The organism is Enterobacter sp. SENG-6 (assembly GCF_001605945.1).
Taxonomy (GTDB): domain Bacteria; phylum Pseudomonadota; class Gammaproteobacteria; order Enterobacterales; family Enterobacteriaceae; genus Enterobacter; species Enterobacter cloacae.
In genome coordinates, this window is record NZ_LOMM01000044.1 from 135,206 (window position 1) to 152,670 (window position 17,465).

A 17,465-nucleotide genomic window follows, 5' to 3' on the forward strand; every position below is an offset into this window, starting at 1 on the left:
GAAACAAGAATGAAAAATCTCGCCACGCTCAGCGTACACAGCGGCCAGGTTAACGATCAACACGGCGCGGTCATGCCGCCCATTTACGCCACCTCGACGTTTGCGCAACCGTCGCCGGGGGAGCATATCGGCTACGAATATTCCCGAAGCGGCAATCCTACCCGCCATGCGCTGGAAACCGCCATCGCCGAGCTGGAAGGCGGTACGCGCGGCTATGCTTTTGCCTCCGGTCTGGCCGCCATTTCCACCGTACTGGAGCTGCTGGATAAAGACAGCCATATCGTCGCCATTGATGACGTGTATGGCGGCACCTACCGTCTGATTGAAAACGTGCGCAAGCGCAGCACCGGGCTGCGGGTCAGCTGGGTAAAGCCCGACGATCTGGCCGCGCTGGAAGCCGCCATTGGTCCCCAAACGCGCATGATCTGGGTGGAGACGCCGACTAACCCGCTGCTGAAACTGGCCGACCTGGCAGCCATCGGGGCCATTGCCCGCCGCCATAACGTGATAAGCGTGGCGGATAACACCTTCGCCTCCCCGGTCATTCACCGTCCGCTGGAGCTGGGTTTTGATATCGTGGTGCACTCCGCCACTAAATACCTGAACGGCCATTCCGACGTGGTAGCCGGGCTGGCGGTGGTGGGCGATAACCCGGCGCTGGCGGAACGGTTGGGGTATCTGCAAAACGCCATCGGCGGCGTGCTCGATCCCTTCAGCAGTTTTCTGACGCTGCGCGGAATGCGTACCCTGGCTCTGCGGATGGAAAAGCACAGCAGCAACGCGCTGGCGATTGCGCAATGGCTTGCGCAGCAGCCGCAGGTCGAAAAGGTGTTCTATCCGGGGCTGGATTCGCACCCGCACTATCAGCTCGCCCGCAGGCAAATGGCGCTGTCGGGCGGGATGATTTCCGTCGTGGTGAAAGGCGATGCGCAACGTGCGACGGAGGTGATCCGCAAGCTGAAGCTGTTCACCCTCGCAGAAAGTCTCGGCGGTGTGGAAAGCCTGGTGAGTCAGCCCTACAGCATGACCCACGCCTCAATTCCGCGCGAGCAGCGTCTGGCTAACGGCATTGTGCCGCAGCTGATCCGCCTGTCCGTGGGGATCGAAGAGGCAGACGATCTGATTGCCGATCTGAGTCAGGCGCTGGAAAAATAAGCAAAAGGCGGCAGGCCCCTCGCCTGTCGCCATAAGATGTCATTATGCCTTAACGCATTGATAACAATATTATGTGAAACTGCACAGATTATTTCTGAAACACCGTTTCCATTTTCCTTTTATCTTAAAATCAGCGTATAATGCGCGCCAAATCCCTGGTGAATGGTTTCAGCGCTTGGAATACAAAAAACAACGTACAACTTCTCCTCTCCTTCGTTGGGCTGTCACTCAGGCACACTTTCTTCTGCACGCTCATTTGATGTCTCCTATCCTTAGTGCGTGTCATATACTCTTTTGCAACACAGGTTTGACTCCGCGGCGGTGCGCCCCCGGAGCGAGATTTCCATATCCTTCCCAACTTAAAGACTAAGACTGTCATGAAAAAGACGAAAATTGTTTGTACCATCGGCCCGAAAACCGAATCTGAAGAGATGCTGACCAAAATGCTGGACGCCGGCATGAACGTTATGCGTCTGAACTTCTCTCACGGTGACTACGCTGAACATGGTCAGCGTATCCAGAACTTGCGCAACGTCATGAGCAAGACCGGTAAAAAAGCCGCCATCCTGCTGGATACCAAAGGTCCTGAAATCCGCACCATCAAACTGGAAGGCGGTAACGACGTCTCCCTGAAAGCGGGCCAGACCTTCACCTTCACCACTGACAAGTCTGTGGTCGGTAACAGCGAAATCGTTGCGGTAACCTATGAAGGCTTCACCAGCGATCTGTCTGTGGGTAACACCGTGCTGGTAGATGATGGTCTGATCGGAATGGAAGTCACCGCCATCGAAGGCAACAAAGTCATCTGTAAAGTGCTGAACAACGGCGACCTGGGCGAAAACAAAGGCGTTAACCTGCCAGGCGTTTCTATCGCGCTGCCAGCACTGGCTGAAAAAGACAAGCAAGACCTGATCTTCGGCTGCGAGCAAGGCGTTGATTTCGTTGCTGCCTCCTTCATCCGTAAACGTTCCGACGTGGTTGAAATCCGTGAGCACCTGAAAGCGCACGGCGGCGAGAAGATCCAGATCATCTCCAAAATCGAAAACCAGGAAGGCCTGAACAACTTCGACGAAATCCTCGAAGCGTCTGACGGTATCATGGTTGCGCGTGGCGACCTGGGTGTTGAAATCCCGGTTGAAGAAGTGATCTTCGCGCAGAAGATGATGATCGAGAAATGTGTCCGCGCACGTAAAGTGGTTATCACTGCCACCCAGATGCTGGACTCCATGATCAAAAACCCACGTCCAACCCGCGCAGAAGCAGGCGACGTGGCGAACGCCATCCTCGACGGTACTGATGCCGTCATGCTGTCTGGCGAATCCGCAAAAGGTAAATATCCGCTGGAAGCGGTGTCCATCATGGCCACCATCTGCGAACGTACTGACCGCGTGATGACCAGCCGTCTGGACTTCAACAACGACAGCCGCAAACTGCGCATCACTGAAGCGGTCTGCCGCGGTGCGGTAGAAACGGCTGAGAAGCTGGAAGCGCCACTGATCGTGGTTGCAACGCAGGGCGGTAAATCTGCGCGTGCCGTACGTAAATACTTCCCGGATGCTACCATCCTGGCGCTGACCACCAATGAAACCACTGCGCGTCAGCTGGTGCTGAGCAAAGGTGTTGTTGCGCACCTGGTGAAAGAGATCGCCTCTACTGACGATTTCTACATTCAGGGCAAAGAACTGGCGCTGGAAAGCGGCCTGGCACAGAAAGGCGACGTGGTGGTAATGGTATCGGGTGCACTGGTACCGAGTGGTACAACCAATACCGCATCTGTTCACGTGCTGTAATAATGTTCAAATGAATTAGTTTTTGATAAAAAGCGTCCTTCGGGGCGCTTTTTTTATTCGTGGTATTAGCCAACTCTATTCAAAAAGCAAATCGGGTTTTTCTATTTAATCGCGATTTATGTAAGATGAATCCGATGAAAAATGCCTTTTTTAACATAGCTTTTTCGACAAAAATGCCGAATTCGTTGCTTCTTTGAGCGAACGATCAAAAATAGGCGTATTCCCATCAAAAAAATATTCTCAACCCAAAAAAGTTTGTGTAATACTTGTAACGCTACATGGAGATTAACTCAATCTAGAGGGTATTAATAATGAATCGTACTAAACTGGTACTGGGCGCGGTAATCCTGGGTTCTACTCTGCTGGCAGGTTGCTCCAGCAACGCTAAAATCGATCAGCTGTCTTCTGACGTTCAGACTCTGAACGCTAAAGTTGACCAGCTGAGCAACGACGTGAACGCAATGCGTTCCGACGTTCAGGCTGCTAAAGACGACGCAGCTCGCGCTAACCAGCGTCTGGACAACCAGGCTACTAAATACCGTAAGTAATAGTACCTGTTAATAAAATGGCGCACATTGTGCGCCATTTTTTTTGCCTGCGTCAAACGTCCTACTGCGTCACCTTCTCGCCATCCTCTTCCGTTACCGCAGCAGAGACACGGCTGTTCTGTACGGACTGCACGTTGTTGCTGGCCGACGGGCCGTTAGCCGCCGATACGGCGACCGGGATCCCCGCCCGGCGCGACAAGGCTTTATCAATAAGCGCTTTGTCACTTCCTGCCTGAGAAACAAACGAGGCAAAGTCAGCGGAATGGGTAATAGGTGTAATCTGCGGGTTTTCTCCCTCCACCTGCGCCAGCGGACGATGCACTTCAATATAGCGTTTACCATCCGGCTCGACGGAGAACTTCACCGGCTCATTAATAATCTGCACCCGTGTGCCGACCCGCACCTGTTCGAACAGGGCTTTAATGTCCGGGGCATTCATGCGCATACAACCTGAACTCACCCGCAGCCCAACGCTGTCCGGCGCACTGGTACCGTGGATGAGATATTCCCCATTGCCCACGCCTAAACGCAGTGCAAAGCGTCCCAGCGGGTTATTTGGCCCGGCGGGTACGACCGGCGGCAATTTAATGCCCTGTTCCAGAGAGCGCGCTCTGATGCCCGGCGTCGGGGTCCAGGTTGGATTAGGGATCTTCTGACTCACGCGGGTCGTCGTGACCGGCGTCTCCAGCCCCAGCTGTCCAATCCCCAGCGGGAAGACCTGAACAATATTTCCCCCCGGCGGATAGTAGTAAAGCCGTAACTCGGCCAGGTTCACCACAATACCTTCGCGTGGCGTGTCCGGAAGCAGCATCTGGGATGGAATGGTAATCACCGTTCCCGGCGCAGGATTTACCGGCGCAATGGTATTATTGGTTTCAAGGAGGAGCTGTGCCGCAGTATTAAACCGACGTGCGATGGTCTGAAGTTTGGTATCCCCTTCCTGTATTGTGTAGGTTTGATTTTGCCCAATCAGACGGCTGCCTGCGGGCGGTAACGGATAATCCATCGCACTGGCCGAATTAAGAGCGCCGAGCGAACCAAGGAGTAAGAGTGTTATTAGAGACGCGCGCTTCATGCTGAGATTCCTTATTCACTGACAGAACGCCAGAAAGCTGAAAAACCAGCGAGGCGGGAACCACCTCGCGAAACAGAATGAATGCTGTCCTGTAAGTCTAGCTAATGATTGCAGCTTTGGCGCGGATGGCGCGAATCATCGCTTCCAGCCCCTGGGAGCGGGACGGGGTGAGGTGTTGGGTCAGGGCCATTTTTTCAAACCACGGGCGCACATCAAAGGCGACAATATCCTGCGCGGACATCTGGTGGTAGAGAATAAAGACCACGGCGATAAGCCCTTTCACAATCGCGGCATCGCTGTCGCCGTGCAATTCAATCGTACCGTCGCCCTTTTGCTCCATCACAATCCACACCTGGCTCTGGCAGCCCTGAATAATATTACCCGGGTTATGCGCCGCTTCACTGAGCGGCGGCAAACGCTGCCCCAGCTCAATAATATAGAGATACTTTTCTTCCCAGTTTGCGCAACGTCCGAAGTTACGCAGTAATTTATCTTTGTCCGGCAACTCTGCCATTGTTCGCTTCTCCGTTAGCCCAGCAACTGGTGAATGCGTTTTAGCCCCGCCACCAGCCTGTCGACCTCTTCCGTTGTGTTGTACATCACCAGCGACGCGCGGCACATTGCCGGGACCTGATAAAATGCCATCAGCGGCATGGCACAGTGGTGCCCCGTACGCACGGCCACGCCATAGTTATCGAGGAAACTGCCCACGTCATAGGCATGGTGTTTTCCCAGATTGAACGCAATCACGCCCTGCCGGTTGGCCGGGCCATACAGGGTCAACTCGGGCACGCTGGCAAGCTCCTGCAGCGCGTAGTGCATCAGCATCTGCTCATACTCCTGGATGGCCTCAAGGCCAATGGAGGAGACATAAGAGAGAGCAGCCCCAAGCCCGATAATCCCGCCGGTATTGGGCGTACCAGCCTCAAAACGCCACGGCGCGCGCGCGTAGGTGGTCCCTTCCGACAGGCTGACGGTGGCGATCATCGAGCCGCCCCCTTCCCACGGCGGCATGGCCTGCAAAATATCGTCTTTCACATACAACACGCCGATCCCGGTTGGGCCATAAAGCTTATGCCCGGAGAAGACGTAAAAATCGCAGTCCAGCGCCTGAACATCCACCGCGTGGTGCATCACCGCCTGAGCGCCATCAATCAGGACCTTCACGCCCGCCCGGTGGGCTTTTTCGACGATCTCTGCCACCGGGTTTTCAGTGCCCAGCACGTTAGAGACCTGGGTTATCGCCACCAGCCGCGTGCGGTCGTCCAGCAGGGCATCAAGGTGCTCAAGCTGAAGCGTGCCGTCCTGATTCAACGGGATCACCCGTAGCGCAGCACCCACACGCTCACAGAGCATCTGCCACGGCACGATATTGGCGTGGTGTTCCATCTCGGTGATGATGATGTTATCGCCCGCGTGGACCTGCGCACTGCCCCAGCTGTTGGCGACAAGGTTGATCCCTTCCGTCGTGCCGCGCACAAACACCAGCTCTTCCGGCGATCGCGCATTCAGAAAAGCGGCCACCTGGGTGCGGACGTTCTCCATACGCTGGGTCGCCTCTGCGCTCAGCGTATGAATACCGCGATGCACGGCGGCGTAACCGTGGCGGTAGAATTCGGCTTCTGCATCCACCACCTGATTCGGTTTTTGCGCGCTGGCAGCGCTGTCGAGATAGGCCAGCGGCAGTCCATTCACTTCACGGGTCAGAACCGGGAAATCGGCCCGTACTTTCTCTACGGGAAAACTCATGCTTCGCCTCCAGGCAGACGCTGACCAATACGGGCCAGCACCTGCTGTTTTAACAGGCCATCGTCCAGCGCCTCCGTCAGCTCTGCGGCAAAGGCGTAGATAATCATTTTCTGCGCCGCCTGCTGGTCAATACCGCGCGAACGCAGATAGAACATCTGTTCATCGTCAATGCGCCCGACCGTGGCGCCGTGGCTGCATTTGACGTCGTCGGCATAGATCTCCAGCTGCGGCTTGGTGTCCACTTCTGCCAGGCGCCCCAGCAGCAGGTTGTTGTTGGTCATCTGCCCGTCGGTCTTAATGGCGTGTTGCGCCACATTGATCAGACCGTTAAACACCGCGCGGCCTTTGTCGCTGACAATGGTTTTGTGCAGCTGGCGGCTGTTGCAGTAGCCTTTGTTGTGCTCAAGCCAGGTCCGCGTATCGCACACTTCCGATTTGACCGGCATCGCCAGGCTGTTGATGCGCAGGGTGGTATTCTCGCCGTTAAGCTGCGTACTGGTATTGTGACGCAGTACCGCGCCCCCCAGCAGGAAGCTGTGGCTGTATGCCGCTGCATCTTGTCCAAGCAGGATATCGTTATGCGCAAAGTGGTGACTCTGCGGGTTCTCGAATGCCAGCTTGATATGGTGCAGCTGAGCGTTGGCGGCGACATTCATCGTCAGGCGCGCCCCGGTAAAGTGGCGGGTATCGTTGAGGCTGACGTAATGTTCAATGATCGTGGCTTCCGCCCCCTCCGCCAGCTCCAGATGGTGGCGATAGTGCGCAGTATTGATTTCATCGCCGTCCAGGCCCTGGGTGATGTGCATCAGCAGCAGCGGTTTCGCCGGGCGCTGGTTTCGCTTCACGTGAACCTGCGTCACACTCTGCGCCAGGCTCTCGGTAAGGTGCAAAAAGACCTCCGGCTGCACGGGTGCCGTCAGGCTCTGGCGCTCATCATTAATAGTGATCGTATAACCGCTCTCGTCGGTGCTGTCGCTCAGATCAGGACGGAAATGGCCGTCGACAAACACCAGGCGCAGGGCATCCACATTCAGCGCCAGTGCATCGCGCTGCGTCGGGCTGATATCCGCCCGTTGCGAGACAAATTCAGCGTTCAGCAGGCCCTCAAGCGGCGTGTACTTCCAGTTCTCATGTTTACGCGTGGGTAAACTGAGGCGCAGCATCTGTTGCAGGTGCTGTTGTGCCTGCTCAGAACGCCTTCCGCCCTGCGCTTCAAACAGGCGGTGCCACTGCTGGAGCGCATTACTGCTGTTCGGTAAGCCAGCCATAACCCTGCTCCTCCAGTTGTTTGACCAGCGTGAAATCACCGGATTTCACAATGCGCCCCTGGTAAAGCACGTGGACGTAATCCGGTTTGATGTAGTCAAGAATACGCTGATAGTGGGTAACGATAATGAATGACCGTTTGCCGTCGCGCAGAGAATTCACCCCGTCGGCGACAATCTTGAGGGCATCGATATCCAGACCGGAATCGGTCTCATCCAGAATGCACAGTTCAGGTTCAAGCACCGCCATCTGCAGAATGTCGTTGCGCTTCTTCTCGCCGCCGGAGAAGCCGACGTTTACCGAGCGGGTCAGCAGATCTTCCGGCATTTTCAGCAGCTTGATCTTCTCTTCCATCAGGTCCTGAAAATCAAAACGATCCAGCGCCTCCAGGCCACGGTATTTGCGTACCGCGTTGAGCGCCGTTTGCAGGAAGAACTGATTACTGACGCCCGGAATTTCGACCGGATACTGGAAAGCCATAAAGATGCCCTCCCCCGCGCGCTCTTCCGGCGACATCTCCAGCAAATCTTTGCCGTTAAACTCCACCGAGCCGTTGGTCACTTCGTAATCTTCGCGTCCCGCCAGCGTCGCTGAAAGCGTACTTTTCCCGGAGCCATTCGGCCCCATAATGGCGTGGACTTCACCCGGCTTGACGTCAAAATTGAGGCCACGCAGGATGGCTTTGTCTTCCACGCTAACCTGTAAATCTTTAATACTTAACATGTGCTTTCCTTAACCGACGCTGTGTTCAAGACTAATGGCGAGGAGTTTCTGGGCTTCAACGGCAAATTCCAGCGGCAGTTCAGAGAACACATCCTTACAGAAGCCGTTGACAATCATCGAGATGGCATCTTCTTCACTGATCCCGCGCTGCAGGCAGTAGAAGAGCTGATCTTCCCCGATACGCGACGTTGTCGCCTCATGCTCAAGCTGGGCGCTGTTGTTGCGACACTCCACGTACGGGAAGGTATGCGCGCCGCAGTCTGCGCCAATCAGCATGGAGTCACACTGGGTAAAGTTTCGCGCGTTGGTGGCCGTAGGCATGATTTTCACCAGCCCGCGATAGCTGTTCTGGCTGTGTCCGGCGGAGATACCTTTTGAGATGATGGTCGATTTGGTGTTTTTACCAATGTGGATCATCTTGGTGCCGGTATCCGCCTGCTGATGGCCGCTGGTCAGCGCAACGGAATAAAACTCGCCGATGGAGTTATCCCCGCGCAAAATACAGCTCGGATACTTCCAGGTAATGGCCGAGCCGGTTTCAGACTGGGTCCAGGACATCTTGCTGTTTTCGCCTTCGCACAGCGCACGCTTGGTGACGAAGTTGAGGATACCGCCGGTATTACCGTCGCCCGGGAACCAGTTCTGCACCGTGGAGTATTTCACTTCGGCGTCTTTATGGATGATGACTTCAACCACCGCGGCGTGGAGCTGGTAGCTGTCGCGCACCGGCGCGGAACACCCTTCGATGTAGCTGACGTAGCTTCCTTCGTCCGCCACCAGAATGGTGCGCTCGAACTGGCCGGTCTTTTCCGCGTTGATGCGGAAATAGGTCGACAGCTCCATTGGACAACGTACCCCTTTCGGCACGTAGATGAAGGTGCCGTCTGAGGCGACCGCTGCGTTGAGCGCCGCGAAGAAGTTGTCGTTAGACGGTACCACGGTGCCAATGTACTTTTTCACCAGTTCCGGGTGATCATGGATCGCTTCGCCGAAAGAGCAGAAAATGATCCCCTGTTCCGCCAGCTTCTCACGGTAGGTGGTTGCCACCGAGACAGAGTCAAAAATGGCGTCCACCGCCACCTCTTTCCCTTCGCGAACCGGCACGCCAAGCTGATTAAACGCCTCTTCCACCTCTTTACTCAGGAAGCTATTATCCGCGCCCGTTTGCTGTACCGCGCCGGGCTGCGAGGCGCAGGTGTCGTCACAGCTGCCGCAGGAAGGTGCAGAGTAGTAGCTGTAATCCTGATAATTCAGCTTATCGTAGTGGGCTTTCAGCCAGTGCGGCTCTTCCATCTCCAGCCAGGCCCGGTAAGCGCTCAGGCGGAATTCGAGCATCCACTCCGGCTCGTTACGTTTGGCTGAAATTGCGCGCACGACATCTTCATTGATGCCCTTCGCCAGTTCATCAGTTTGCAGCTGGGTGAAGAACCCCTCTTTATAGTTGAGGTGTCCGCCGCTCCAGGTATTTACTTCACTCGTTGCTTCAGTATTACGAGACATAGTACCGCCTATACCCCAAAGCTTTCGCCGCAGCCACATTCGTTCTGGGCTTTCGGGTTATGAAATTTGAATAACTGGTTTAAACCTTCACGCACGTAGTCCACTTCGGTGCCGTCGATAAACGGCATCGCCTGAAGCGCGACGTACAGTTTTGCGCCATCCGTTTCAAAGACCAGATCATCTTTTTCGGGTTCGGTGACGGTGTCGAGCACATAACCAAATCCCGCGCAGCCGGTCTGCTTGACCCCTAAACGCACGCCGAGGATCTCTGGCTTTTTCGCCACCAGCTCATGAATATGTGCCGCCGCCGCTGGCGTGAGCGTTAAACCGCGCCAGGCGAAATCGGCAGGGTTAAAGGTTTCTGAATGCAGTTCCATAGGTCCACCTCATCTGATAAGCCATCAGGGCATAACACCATGTTAGTGATAACGATTATCACTTCAACCCTCTGACAGCAGGGGCATTAGGCTTAATCGCCCTTTTTGCCTGGTTTTATTAAGCATAGACCCTGTGAGAGGATGCTGGCGGGATGGATTTAATTGTTCAATGCATTGATTAATAATGCATTTCGCTGCGTCGTTCGTCTGATTAAAAGGAAAAGCAAAATATGCATCGGAAATGCCTATTTTTGAGATAGCTTTTGCGCAGGACAGGACATAAAGAAAAAAGGCCCTCAAGGCCTCTGATGATTAATGATGAAAGGCGACGGAAAAACCCTGTTCACGCCAGTGATCGAGCTGTTCCTGCTGACGGGGCGTGGGCGATTTTCCCGTCCAGACAAAGAGTTTCTGCCCGGGGAAGAGTTCGGGACGCGGTGAATCAATCGGCTCTGCCAGCACGTCGATATGCCAGCCCTTATTGGCTAAGCGCGCGGCTTCAAGCCACAGATGAGTGCGGTCGTCGCACTCCCAACCGATGAGCAACGCATCTTTACCGGCTTTTTTACGCGATTCTGCCAGGCTTGCCACGGCGAATTCGATCAGCACACCATCAAACAGGCTCGCCATGTGGCGCACCGTATTTTGATCCTGATTCATGCGCTGCCTTACGGGGGTAATAATGTTGTCGATCAGCGCATCCATGGCGTGATCGCGGCGAAACTCGCCAATTTTTGCGCGCAGTTTTGCCGGGCTGGCATAGCGCAAAACGGTCATCATCTCTTCCTGGAAAGCGGCCCAGTTACCCTGGGTCATCACTTCCTTGTTTTCCAGCAAGGCTTTTACTTTCCCCACCGATACGCCTGATTTCATCAGACGTTTGATCTCTTCAATACGCAGGATATCCTCGTCGTCGAACTGACGATGACCCCCTTCACTGCGCTGCGGCTTCAACAAACCATAACGGCGCTGCCAGGCACGCAGCGTAACGGGGTTGATACCGCATCGTTCGGCGACTTCGCCGATACTGTAATAGGCCATTAACTCCCTCACGCTCAATACTTCCATACCCAACCACAGCAACCTTATCAGATTGTACAAGCTATTTGTATAACTAAGACCTCAGTTTGAAACAGGTGAATGGTGAGGACACCATCCACGCCGTTAACTCTATTGTTGTCTAAATTCCGCCTTCCGTACAGTTAACTCTGCCAAAGGTTGTACAGCATTATCACAATCCAGACTTTTTCTCGGGCCACGAAATTGCCGGAATGCCGCCATGTCGGGGGCTGGCAAACAGATGCCCCTGGAACTGGGAAATTCCCGCAGATTCCAGCCACATCCACTCCTCAGCCTTCTCTACGCCAACGGCGCAGAACTGAATTTCCAGCGAGGAACAGCACTTGATAATCGCCTGAATGATGGCCTGACGCGGACCGCTTTTATGCACATCCAGCACCAGATCGCGATTAATCTTAATTCTGTCCGGCTGGAACTGGGCCAGCAACTGCAGCCCGGCAAAACCGGCCCCGAAGTGATCGATCGTCACGCTGATACCGGCACTTTTTAACTGCCGGACCGAATGGGTAAACTCATCGAAGCGCGAGATGGCTTCACTTTCGGTGAATTCCACCACAATTTGCTCCGGCACAAAGCCGTTCGCGTCGATAGCGGTGAGCAGGAAATCGACGGCATGCGGGACATTGACTAGCGTCATGGGCAACAGGTTAATCGACAGCGTCTGATTCTGTAGCCCCAGCGCACTGGCCATGGAGAGCGCAACCTGTTTGCTGTGCAAATCTGCTGCGTAGACCTCTTCGCGCGGAAGCGCCGCAAAATAGGCCCGTGGCGAGTCGCCGGATGGCGTGCGCAGCAGTGCTTCCCAGGAGACCACCTCCTGCATAAAGGGATCCACAATCGGCTGAAACGCAAAGCTGCAGTCTGCCCCTTTTGCTACCACCGGCGGTTGTGCGGATAACGGCGTCTCCTCGGGGATAAAATCCCAGGCATCGGCGGGCGGCAATTCAAAATAGTTGGCCTTCTCGGTTGCCTCAACGAACGTGCGGAAGAACTGCAGCGGACGATCGTTATAGGTCAGCTGATAGCGGGTCGTGCCCTTATTAAGCACCTGCTGAAGAACATCTTCCCGGTCGAAGTGACGCAAATCAAAGAGCTCCATCCCAACATTGCCAAAACGCCGGGAAGGTCCGTGATCGCGCATCAGTTCCACCACATTGTGGTGACGCGGATCGCGGCAGATCTGCTCATAAATGGCGGTCACGTTTTCGACTGGCCCTTCGAGCAACTGAAAAAAGTGCGTGCCGTTAAACAACAGGATCCCTGTGACGTCGGATTGTCGGTTTTTACTATCTGCAGCAGCGACCATGGTTTCCAGCGCTTTCACCGGAACGTCATCGCAGATATGGCTGCGGTATATGATGGTTGTCAGCATGCTTTTCCTGGAGGGGTTAGGGGTTTGGCCACGAAAACGCGTGGATAGAGTTCTGTTATAGCATATTAATTGTCAGGCAAATAATTTACGTCTCAATGATTTAGGACGTTTATGACCCGAGTTTTCGATGTTGTACAACTTAACCACGACGCTTCAAGTTGTACAATATATTCTGTTACGATACCGTTACAAACCCCATCAATAACCCTCTGAAATATAAAAAGTTTATAAAATATATCATAAAATATTTAAAAATCTGTACATTTTTAATGTACAGATTTGGGATTTGTGTATACCTTAAATGTAACGTTAGTGATTACTAAATTTTACAGGAGCGAAACATGCAACAGAACGGTTACGTCGCAGATTCTGCCGCCGCTATTGCGCAGTACTTCGAAAAAGCCGCGCTTCCAACGCAACAGGAAACGCTGGGTGAAGTTGTGGTTGAAATTCTTAGCGACGGGCGAAACCTCAACCGCAAGTCGCTCTGCACCAAACTCTTAAGTCGCCTCGAAAAGGCCGAAGGGCCGGAAGAGGAACAGCATTACCACATGCTGCTTGGTTTGCTCTTCGAACGGTAACGTTATGAATCGCAGTGACGCTGAAAGACTCACAGACCAGCTTATCGGTGAAGCCGTGCTTTCCCTCCTGAAAGAACGGGGGCCACTGACGACCGATTCTCTGGTACAGCGTCTGCGTAAAATGCAAATACATGAAAAGGATCCCCGGCGGCGGGAGACACTGGCGAGGGTGATAGCCGACATCGGCTCAAAAAACAGCGCCTTTATACGTCGCAGAACCGCGCAAGGACGACCAATCAGAGAGGGATCTCTCAAGGATAACAGAGACAATGTAGTGCCGTTATTTGGTGATGGAAAACCGTCCAATCCCAGGAAAATACATTGACTGCAATTTAACAGCTACGGTGAGAACAAATGAGACAGAATATTCAGCCACAACCCGAATACCATTCGGCTTTTCTGGACAGCGCTTTGTCGGAGTATTTCCGCCACGCTGGCGATCGTTTTGCTGAAGAATCCGCGATTTTTTCTACTGCAGTACGTTGTGTCCTGGCCACGGAAGGTCACCTTACCAATAAAGCGATCATTCTCTGGCTGATCCAGACGCTGGAAGCGACGGATGACGTGGTTCAGGCCGACGTCATTCGTAAAACGCTGGAAATTGTTGTGGGTTACACAATGGACGACCTTTAAAATTAGCTAACGTGTCATCGTCATAACTGTCGACCAGCCTGACGATGACACCCCTCCCCCCTCATAACACCCTGTGAAACACGCATCGTAAAGATGGCACACTTCCTGCTTACTCCTCTTTACGGGATCGGGCTCTCCGGTCATCTTGCTTCATTTCTTAACAGGTCTGTTATTGATGAAAAAAATCGCCAGCGTCTGCCCTTACTGTGGTGCAGGCTGTAAATTAAACCTCGTTGTTGAAAATAACCGTATTATCCGTGCCGAAGCCGCAGACGGCGTAACCAATCAGGGCACCTTGTGCCTGAAAGGCTTTTACGGCTGGGACTTCCTTAACGATACCCGCTTGCTCACCCCTCGCCTGACGCAACCGATGATCCGCTACCATAAAGGCGAACCCTTTACCCCGGTCACCTGGGACGAGGCCATTCGTTATACCGCCAACAAGCTTAAAAACATTAAAGCGCAGTTCGGCCCGCGGTCCATCATGACCACCGGCTCTTCCCGGGGGACGGGCAATGAAACCAACTATGTGATGCAGAAATTCGCCCGTGCGGTACTCCATACCAACAACGTGGACTGCTGCGCACGCGTCTGCCACGGGCCCTCCGTGGCGGGTTTGCAGGAAACGCTGGGCAACGGCGCGGTGAGTAATTCCATTAACGACATTGAACACTCAAAATGCCTGCTGGTTTTCGGATACAACTGCGCCGATTCCCATCCTATTGTCGCCCGCCGCGTGCTGAAAGCCCGTGAGAACGGTGCGAAAATTATCGTCTGCGATCCGCGTCGGATTGAAACAGCCCGCATTGCCGACCAACATCTGCAACTGAAAAACGGCAGCAATATGGCACTGGTTAACGCCTTTGGCTATGTGCTGCTGGAAGAGGAGTTGTACGACAAAAACTACGTCGCACGCTTCACGGAGGGGCTTGAGGCCTACCGGCAGACGGTGAAAGAGTACGCGCCAGAGAAGGTCGAACATCTGACCGGCATACCCGCCCACGATGTCCGCCAGGCGATGCGCACTTTCGCAGCGGCCCCCTCCGCGACCGTGATGTGGGGAATGGGCGTCACACAGTTTGGTCAGGCCGTAGATGTGGTAAAAGGGCTTTCGAGTCTGGCGCTGTTAACCGGTAACCTTGGTCGCCCTGCCGTCGGCGTCGGTCCCGTGCGCGGACAAAATAACGTGCAGGGAGCCTGTGACATGGGCGTTTTGCCCAATATGTTCCCTGGCTATCAGGACGTGACGGACCCGGCTGTCAGGCAGAAGTTCGCCGATGCCTGGGGAATTGACGTTACGGTAATGGACGATCGCGTCGGCACGCGTATTACCGAGGTACCGCATCTCGCCCTGGAAGGTAAAGTCAAAGCCTATTACATCATGGGGGAAGATCCGCTGCAGACCGAGGCCGACCTGGGCCTGGTGCGCAGCGGCTTTGAGGCGCTCGACTTTGTGGTGGTGCAGGACATCTTCATGACCAAAACGGCGGAAGTGGCGGATGTTCTGTTACCCGCTACCTCCTGGGGCGAACACGGGGGCGTCTTTACCTGTGCCGATCGCGGCTTCCAGCGTTTCGGCAAGGCCATTGAGGCCAGCGGCAACGTAAAACGCGACTGGGAGATCATCAGCCTGCTGGCGACAGAAATGGGCTATCCGATGCACTACACCTCAAACCAGCAGATCTGGGATGAGATGCGCGCGCTGTGTCCGCTGTTCTACGGCGTAACATACGAAAAAATGGGCGAAATGGGCCATGTTCAGTGGCCGTGCCCAACGCTCGATCACCCCGGCACACCGTACCTGTACAAAGATAATCACTTCGACACGCCAACCGGCAAAGGGCAACTGTTTGCCGCGCCCTGGCGAGCGCCCGCTGAAACACCTGACGAAGACTATCCTCTGGTGCTCTGCACGGTGCGCGAAGTGGGACATTACTCCTGTCGTTCCATGACCGGAAACTGCGCTGCGCTGCAAAGCCTGGCCGACGAACCGGGTCGGGTACAATTGAACCCGGCGGATGCGGAAAAACGCGGTATCACTGACGGGCAACTGGTCTGGGTGCGTTCGCGCCGCGGTAAAGTGATTACCCGCGCCAGCCTCAGCGAACGCATCAACCCCGGGGCTGTATATATGACCTATCAGTGGTGGATTGGTGCCTGCAACGAACTGACGCAGGATAATCTTGATCCCATCTCCAAAACGCCGGAAACGAAGTATTGTGCGGTTGAGCTGGACGCCATTGAGGATCAACGCTGGGCTGAGGACTTTGCGGCATCGGCGTACCAGTCCATGAAGTCCCGGCTGATCAGTGCGGTGAATGTCTGAGAAAATGCCGGGTGGCGCTGCGCTTACCCGGCCTACGTTACGGGCGTTTATCCAATCAACAGCAGGCAGGATAAATCATCGCCGCCATTGATTTTATCAATCGCAGCGTCCATGCGGGCATCAATGGTGGTGTTGTGCATGGTCTTTTCGGAGAGGCTGGCGATGGTTTTCATTACCACCTGTTGGTCAATTTCGCCCTGCATCGATCTCACGCTGAGGATGAATTTGATATAGAAAAAGTCCAGCACGATACGATAAAACTGACGCATCATCGTCGCCATGTTTTTGCCGGGGAAATAGCTGCTGTAGAGTTTGTACAGCAGGTAATTGCGTAACACGTAAGGTTCTGACAAACAGGAATCCTCACATAATTTGTGCCACTGCTGATTAATCGCGTCGAATTTTGTCTCCAGTTCCGCCGCGTCGCTTATACCGGCAACATCCAGGTATGCGGCAATTTGCTGATGCCCTTCAAGAATAAAACCGTCCCGGGCTGAATCTTTTGCAACATGCGTTCCCATGACGGACAACGCCAGATATTTCATTGCGTTTGACTTCGCCAGATGACCGGAATCCATCAGCGATTTTCCGCTTTGCAACTCATTGAGAAGCGCTTCGTAGAAATTTTCCACTTCAGCAAATTTATTATGCAGATCAAAGTTAACGTGCTGGAGACAAAGAATAAACTGCGCCAGCGCCATCAAATTTTCTTCTATATTACGGGATGGCGACTGGATTAAATTCCAGGCGAAAAGATGGATCACCTGTTGAGTCTGCGAGACAGACTGGCGCTGCCCAATCAAATTGGTTTTATAGCCCGCCACGAGCTCATCCTGCTCCTGAAGCAGCATCGCATCCGGGTCAAACAGCACCCGCCGCACCACCTCCGGGCAGGAGAGCGTCATCGTGTGCCGTGTCTCATCCTTGTAGCGAGTTGAACTCCGGGGGTAAGTGCTGCAGGTATGCGAGAGCGCCTCTTCCCCCAGATCGCGGTGGACCATGCAGAGCTTGTTTTCATCGATAAAAGGACAGTCCCCTTTTTCGTTTAACTTCACTCTGGAGTAGCGATTCTTACCCTTTCTCTGCAGGATAAGGTTCTTTTTGGCAATGGCGGCAATCTCTGTGTGCGAGGAGAGAACGTATTTCTGATGGGTTTTCTTGTCGATAGCGATTGTCCAGCCACGACAACATGACATTAAGCATTCTGGCCCAACACACTTAAACTTACAGACAAAAATCGGCTTGATGGTTTTATGAATTTGCATAGCGAAGGCGTCATTATATAAAGCA

The 17,465-nt window shown here is 54.1% G+C and carries 18 protein-coding genes; 8 read left to right on the top strand and 10 right to left on the bottom strand.

The annotated features are described in order from the left end of the window. Positions 1–9 precede the first annotated feature (9 nt). From AX755_RS18565 to lpp, 4 genes are all read left to right on the top strand, one after another. Positions 10–1,155, top strand: a complete 1,146-nt coding sequence (locus AX755_RS18565) for a trans-sulfuration enzyme family protein (protein ID WP_062857226.1) — start codon at positions 10–12, stop codon at positions 1,153–1,155. 73 nt (positions 1,156–1,228) lie between these two features. Further along, positions 1,229–1,525 (top strand): protein YnhH, encoded by a 297-nt coding sequence (gene ynhH, locus AX755_RS26120; RefSeq protein WP_418250441.1) that lies wholly within the window; start codon positions 1,229–1,231, stop codon positions 1,523–1,525. A gap of 7 nt (positions 1,526–1,532) precedes the next feature. After that, positions 1,533–2,945, top strand: coding sequence for a pyruvate kinase PykF (pykF, locus tag AX755_RS18570; protein WP_013096950.1), 1,413 nt, complete (start codon positions 1,533–1,535; stop codon positions 2,943–2,945). A gap of 311 nt (positions 2,946–3,256) precedes the next feature. Next, positions 3,257–3,493, top strand: coding sequence for a murein lipoprotein Lpp (lpp, locus tag AX755_RS18575; RefSeq protein ID WP_001082307.1), 237 nt, complete (start codon positions 3,257–3,259; stop codon positions 3,491–3,493). A 61-nt stretch (positions 3,494–3,554) separates the two neighbouring features. Here the strand turns inward: lpp and ldtE are convergent, their stop codons facing one another. From ldtE to AX755_RS18620, 9 genes are all read right to left on the bottom strand, one after another. Next, positions 3,555–4,568 carry a L,D-transpeptidase LdtE gene (gene ldtE, locus AX755_RS18580; RefSeq protein WP_040019821.1) on the bottom strand — a complete coding sequence of 338 codons (1,014 nt, stop codon included), beginning with the start codon at positions 4,566–4,568 and terminating at the stop codon, positions 3,555–3,557. Positions 4,569–4,665: 97 nt separating this feature from the next. Continuing rightward, positions 4,666–5,082, bottom strand: coding sequence for a cysteine desulfuration protein SufE (gene sufE, locus AX755_RS18585; RefSeq protein WP_062857227.1), 417 nt, complete (start codon positions 5,080–5,082; stop codon positions 4,666–4,668). Positions 5,083–5,096: 14 nt separating this feature from the next. Beyond that, entirely contained in the window at positions 5,097–6,317 is a 1,221-nt protein-coding gene (sufS, locus tag AX755_RS18590) for a cysteine desulfurase SufS (protein WP_062857228.1), read from the bottom strand. After that, the gene (sufD, locus tag AX755_RS18595; RefSeq protein WP_062857229.1) at positions 6,314–7,585 is read right to left on the bottom strand and encodes a Fe-S cluster assembly protein SufD; all 1,272 of its coding nucleotides are present in this window, start codon (positions 7,583–7,585) and stop codon (positions 6,314–6,316) included. Before sufD ends, sufS begins: the two co-directional genes overlap by 4 nt. Further along, on the bottom strand, positions 7,560–8,306 hold the full coding sequence (gene sufC / locus AX755_RS18600) for a Fe-S cluster assembly ATPase SufC (protein WP_013096955.1): 747 nt from the start codon (positions 8,304–8,306) through the stop codon (positions 7,560–7,562). Before sufC ends, sufD begins: the two co-directional genes overlap by 26 nt. Before the next feature lie 9 nt (positions 8,307–8,315). Beyond that, entirely contained in the window at positions 8,316–9,806 is a 1,491-nt protein-coding gene (sufB, locus tag AX755_RS18605) for a Fe-S cluster assembly protein SufB (RefSeq protein ID WP_013096956.1), read from the bottom strand. An 8-nt stretch (positions 9,807–9,814) separates the two neighbouring features. Continuing rightward, positions 9,815–10,183 carry a Fe-S cluster assembly scaffold SufA gene (gene sufA, locus AX755_RS18610; protein ID WP_008500631.1) on the bottom strand — a complete coding sequence of 123 codons (369 nt, stop codon included), beginning with the start codon at positions 10,181–10,183 and terminating at the stop codon, positions 9,815–9,817. A gap of 312 nt (positions 10,184–10,495) precedes the next feature. Then, a complete protein-coding gene (locus AX755_RS18615) occupies positions 10,496–11,224 on the bottom strand; it encodes a MerR family transcriptional regulator (protein WP_013096958.1) in 729 nt (242 codons plus the stop codon). A gap of 190 nt (positions 11,225–11,414) precedes the next feature. Next, positions 11,415–12,635 (bottom strand): diguanylate phosphodiesterase, encoded by a 1,221-nt coding sequence (locus tag AX755_RS18620; RefSeq protein WP_013096959.1) that lies wholly within the window; start codon positions 12,633–12,635, stop codon positions 11,415–11,417. Positions 12,636–12,976: 341 nt separating this feature from the next. On the opposite strand from AX755_RS18620, the gene ycgZ reads away from it, so the two are divergent. From ycgZ to fdhF, 4 genes are all read left to right on the top strand, one after another. Continuing rightward, positions 12,977–13,216 (top strand): regulatory protein YcgZ, encoded by a 240-nt coding sequence (gene ycgZ / locus AX755_RS18625; protein WP_013096960.1) that lies wholly within the window; start codon positions 12,977–12,979, stop codon positions 13,214–13,216. 4 nt (positions 13,217–13,220) lie between these two features. Further along, the gene (locus AX755_RS25880; protein WP_029883869.1) at positions 13,221–13,541 is read left to right on the top strand and encodes a hypothetical protein; all 321 of its coding nucleotides are present in this window, start codon (positions 13,221–13,223) and stop codon (positions 13,539–13,541) included. A 29-nt stretch (positions 13,542–13,570) separates the two neighbouring features. Beyond that, a complete protein-coding gene (locus tag AX755_RS18635; protein ID WP_013096961.1) occupies positions 13,571–13,849 on the top strand; it encodes a biofilm development regulator YmgB/AriR family protein in 279 nt (92 codons plus the stop codon). Between the two features lie 175 nt (positions 13,850–14,024). After that, on the top strand, positions 14,025–16,175 hold the full coding sequence (gene fdhF / locus AX755_RS18640; RefSeq protein ID WP_062857230.1) for a formate dehydrogenase subunit alpha: 2,151 nt from the start codon (positions 14,025–14,027) through the stop codon (positions 16,173–16,175). Between the two features lie 47 nt (positions 16,176–16,222). On the opposite strand, the gene fliB is transcribed toward fdhF, so the two are convergent. Next, positions 16,223–17,440, bottom strand: coding sequence for a flagellin lysine-N-methylase (fliB, locus tag AX755_RS18645; RefSeq protein ID WP_062857231.1), 1,218 nt, complete (start codon positions 17,438–17,440; stop codon positions 16,223–16,225). Positions 17,441–17,465: the final 25 nt, after the last annotated feature.

What these genes read in the sequence shown, in the direction of transcription:
- AX755_RS18565 (WP_062857226.1), top strand. Translation starts at nt 10, where the DNA reads ATGAAAAATCTCGCCACGCTCAGCGTACACAGCGGCCAGGTTAACGAT.
- pykF (WP_013096950.1), top strand. Translation starts at nt 1,533, where the DNA reads ATGAAAAAGACGAAAATTGTTTGTACCATCGGCCCGAAAACCGAATCT.
- lpp (WP_001082307.1), top strand. Translation starts at nt 3,257, where the DNA reads ATGAATCGTACTAAACTGGTACTGGGCGCGGTAATCCTGGGTTCTACT.
- ldtE (WP_040019821.1), bottom strand. Translation starts at nt 4,568, where the DNA reads ATGAAGCGCGCGTCTCTAATAACACTCTTACTCCTTGGTTCGCTCGGC.
- sufE (WP_062857227.1), bottom strand. Translation starts at nt 5,082, where the DNA reads ATGGCAGAGTTGCCGGACAAAGATAAATTACTGCGTAACTTCGGACGT.
- sufS (WP_062857228.1), bottom strand. Translation starts at nt 6,317, where the DNA reads ATGAGTTTTCCCGTAGAGAAAGTACGGGCCGATTTCCCGGTTCTGACC.
- sufD (WP_062857229.1), bottom strand. Translation starts at nt 7,585, where the DNA reads ATGGCTGGCTTACCGAACAGCAGTAATGCGCTCCAGCAGTGGCACCGC.
- sufC (WP_013096955.1), bottom strand. Translation starts at nt 8,306, where the DNA reads ATGTTAAGTATTAAAGATTTACAGGTTAGCGTGGAAGACAAAGCCATC.
- sufB (WP_013096956.1), bottom strand. Translation starts at nt 9,806, where the DNA reads ATGTCTCGTAATACTGAAGCAACGAGTGAAGTAAATACCTGGAGCGGC.
- sufA (WP_008500631.1), bottom strand. Translation starts at nt 10,183, where the DNA reads ATGGAACTGCATTCAGAAACCTTTAACCCTGCCGATTTCGCCTGGCGC.
- AX755_RS18615 (WP_013096958.1), bottom strand. Translation starts at nt 11,224, where the DNA reads ATGGCCTATTACAGTATCGGCGAAGTCGCCGAACGATGCGGTATCAAC.
- AX755_RS18620 (WP_013096959.1), bottom strand. Translation starts at nt 12,635, where the DNA reads ATGCTGACAACCATCATATACCGCAGCCATATCTGCGATGACGTTCCG.
- ycgZ (WP_013096960.1), top strand. Translation starts at nt 12,977, where the DNA reads ATGCAACAGAACGGTTACGTCGCAGATTCTGCCGCCGCTATTGCGCAG.
- AX755_RS25880 (WP_029883869.1), top strand. Translation starts at nt 13,221, where the DNA reads ATGAATCGCAGTGACGCTGAAAGACTCACAGACCAGCTTATCGGTGAA.
- AX755_RS18635 (WP_013096961.1), top strand. Translation starts at nt 13,571, where the DNA reads ATGAGACAGAATATTCAGCCACAACCCGAATACCATTCGGCTTTTCTG.
- fdhF (WP_062857230.1), top strand. Translation starts at nt 14,025, where the DNA reads ATGAAAAAAATCGCCAGCGTCTGCCCTTACTGTGGTGCAGGCTGTAAA.
- fliB (WP_062857231.1), bottom strand. Translation starts at nt 17,440, where the DNA reads ATGCAAATTCATAAAACCATCAAGCCGATTTTTGTCTGTAAGTTTAAG.